2 protein-coding genes are annotated in these 3,370 nt (G+C 44.0%); both read left to right on the forward strand.

The annotated features are described in order from the left end of the window. Positions 1-226 precede the first annotated feature (226 nt). Positions 227-2,059, forward strand: a complete 1,833-nt coding sequence (locus tag AC1DWB_RS32455; protein ID WP_477545226.1) for a helix-turn-helix domain-containing protein — start codon at positions 227-229, stop codon at positions 2,057-2,059. A 162-nt stretch (positions 2,060-2,221) separates the two neighbouring features. Further along, positions 2,222-3,247, forward strand: coding sequence for an ABC transporter substrate-binding protein (locus tag AC1DWB_RS32460; RefSeq protein ID WP_477545227.1), 1,026 nt, complete (start codon positions 2,222-2,224; stop codon positions 3,245-3,247). The last annotated feature ends 123 nt before the right edge of the window (positions 3,248-3,370 follow it).

The following is a 3,370-nucleotide window of genomic DNA, read 5'->3' on the forward strand; positions in this document are numbered from 1 at the left end:
TAGAGCGGTGGGCCAAACTAAATGAGAAATTAAAAAAACCACCCCATAGAACAATAATTGGAGCGCTGACTATAATGTTGGCGCTTTTGTATGTMCTGGTATAATTATCAATCTTGCGATTAACGTGATCGGCTAGCTTAGAGATGATGCTCCGTTTATAATAGTAAATAGATGGTTTCCCGAGTGAAAATCGTTTTGACTAAAGTGATTAGGAGATAAAATACAAATGACATCTACCCATTTACCAACCACCATGAAAGCAGCAGTGATGCATGAGCCTGGGAAAATTGTTATTGAAGAGCACCCTATTCCGGTCATTGGACTGGATGAAGTTTTGATCAACATCGCAGATAATGAACTTGATATATATGGTATATCCCGTTATGCCAACACGTATCCGAGTGGAAAAGAATTCCTTGCTTCGGGACTCGTGGATGTCCAAATGCTTAAACCAGATATTTTTACACAAATCAATGCACTGATTATTCATGTGACCGAAATTGAATATATTCGCTGCTCTGCCGATTGGAGCTTGCCTCCGCAAATAGCCTCATCCAACAAAATACTGGTTATTTGCAAGGGGACTGGTATATTCCAGATGAATGAGCAATCCTGCCGGATCGGTGCAGGTAACCTGCTATTTATTCCTAGGGGGCAGAAGGTAGAAGCTTTCACAGAGCACTCTGAACCGATGGTTATGTATGAGATCAGCTTTACGTATGAGGCTTTGATCAAAAAAAATGCGAAAAGCTCCGTGTACCAAGAGGAAGGAAGCGCGTTTCCGCTGGAAGGCGAGGTCCATATGAGCAATCATCTGCAGGCGCTTCATCTATGTGAACAACTCCACATCAGTATGCAAGAGCTTGAAGGTGGCCGCCGGCAGTATCGGCAAACCGGCTTGCTGCATGAATTATTGTATCTGGTCTGCTCGGACATACAGGATGGGATGAACCAGCAGCGGACAGGCGTAGAGCGTACGGTAGATTATTTGCATCAGAATTATATGAAAACAGTTCCGCTGGAGATGTTGTCGAGCCTCGCGGGTTTTAGCCCCAGCTATTATTCACGCCTGTTCAAAAAGCTGAAAGGTGTCAGTCCGATCACTTATATTACGAGGCTGCGTATGAATCGGGCGAAGGAGCTGCTCGTTCACGGACAAGAGTCATTTTTCGAGATTGCCCAGCATTTGGGGTACAAAGAGGAGTCCTATTTTAGCCGGATGTTTAAGCGGGAAACAGGCTATTCGCCTGCTCAATATGTGAAATTAAACCGTAAACTTGTGGTTACTATGAGACATTCCTTTAATGGCGATTTTTTGGCTTTAGGCGTTAAGCCGCACGCTTCTGTGGGTATAGGGTCAGGAGAAGGGGATAACGCTTATTTTAACGCACAATTGAAGGGAACCGTCCCCATTAGGATGGATGGCGAGGCCTATATGGATGATTTGCTTCGATTGCAGCCGACTATCATTGTATGTGATCCCGAGTGGATTAAATGGAATCAAGAGTTATCTCATATAGCACCTACCGTCATTATTCCATACTGGGAAATGGCCTGGCGTGACCGACTGCACCGAATCGCCGAGCTTGTTGGCAGAAGGAAGGAAGCTAAAGAATGGCTGCATAAATATGAACAAAAGGTCGAGCAAGCGAGTATGGTTATTAAACAGCAGATCGGTGAGGGAACGGTAATTGTTTTGCGAATTGTTGGGGGCAAGCTGCGCGTATATGGTATGGAAAGAAATATTGGTTGTGTGCTTTATCAGGATTTGAAATTAACCCCGCCGCCAAAGGTCAAATCCGTTAAGTGGAGAAAAACGATTACCTTAGAGGATCTGCCGGCTTATGATGCGGATTATATGCTTCTGATGGCATCAGCGGATAAAATAGATCAAAAAATGCTGCATATGCTTCGGCAAAGCACGGAATGGAAATCCTTATCAGCCGTTCGCCGCCAGCAGTGGTTCACCATAGACCTATATCCATGGATAGATTATTCGGCACTTAGYCATGATAGAGTCATAGATGAGGCTATGAACTTGTTCGCATCTGCCCGCTAGTCAAAATTGTCCAACTTATTGAACAAAAAACTTCATGGATTAATCAACATACCCCCTATATACTTTTTAAGTGAATAAATTTTGGTCTTTTATTGAGAATGATATTCATTGTCTTTAGTGGTGTGTAGAGAAATAACGGATATATAGGGGAGGAATTATCAAGTGTTTATTTTCAAAAAGTCAGTTTTAGTTATGGGTTCAGCTCTGCTGGTCAGTATGTCTTTGTTGGCAGGTTGCGGTTCAGGTTCCGGCAAGTCAGGCGAAAGTCAAGGAGCATCGGTAACTAACACTGCCACTAGCACAAGCCCGGCTAAAGGTACAGAAGGAACGGCAGTACCAGCTTCCGGCTTAACAGAAAAAACAATCAAGCACGTATGGGGAGAAACGAAATTTAAAGAAGTCCCCCAAAAAATTGTTGCGCTTGATTTTGCTTATATTGATATGCTCACGGCTTTGGAAGTTAGTCCGGTTGCCTCTGTAGGCATTGGGGATTCCAGCTTTCCTGAATATTTGAAAAATGCGTTCAAGTCGCAGAATGTAACTAATGTCGGGCAAGCGAAACAGCCCAATCTGGAGGTACTTAAATCGATGAAACCCGATTTGATTATCGCCAGTCCGAATCGTCATGAGATGATTAAGACACAACTAGCAGAAATTGCTCCGACGATCGCGCTGGATGATGGCAGCTATCAGGCTATTCTGAACAATTTCACACAGCTGGCCGATGTTCTTGGCAAAAAAGATCAAGCGGATAAAGTAAAACAAAGTATTGCGAGTAAATTGAAATCCGGTCAAGAGAAGCTGAAGGACAAGCCGAGCGTGCTGGTCGTTGGCGCCTTTGAGGATGATTCCACAGTATGGCTGAAAACCTCATTCATAGGTTCGTTGTTAACTGAGCTGGGTGTGAATTATTTATACGAGGGTAAAAAGGACTTATCCGCGGCTGAAAGCAAAACAGATATTGCTAAGCTTAGCCTAGAACGTCTGGTCGAATATAATCCTGACTACGTATTCCTTTATGGAGAGCCGCAAAAATGGGCCAATAACCCGTTATATAAAAGCATGAAGTCCGTTAAAGAGAAAAAAGCGGTAGAGGTGAGCCGGGATCTTTGGTCCAAGGGACGTGGTCCACTCGCTGCTGAATTCATTCTTGATCAGGCCGTACAAACGATGACTGGCGGTAAATAAGCTCGTGGAAGGTTGTGTGAACAGTGAATCGGCTGGTTTCAGGCAGACAGGGGCAGACTTGGTCTGCTACCTTTTTGTTTATAGGATTACTTGTATTGATCGTTATTGCGGGAGCCGTAGGGT

Source organism: Paenibacillus sp. P4_E11 (assembly GCF_056401635.1).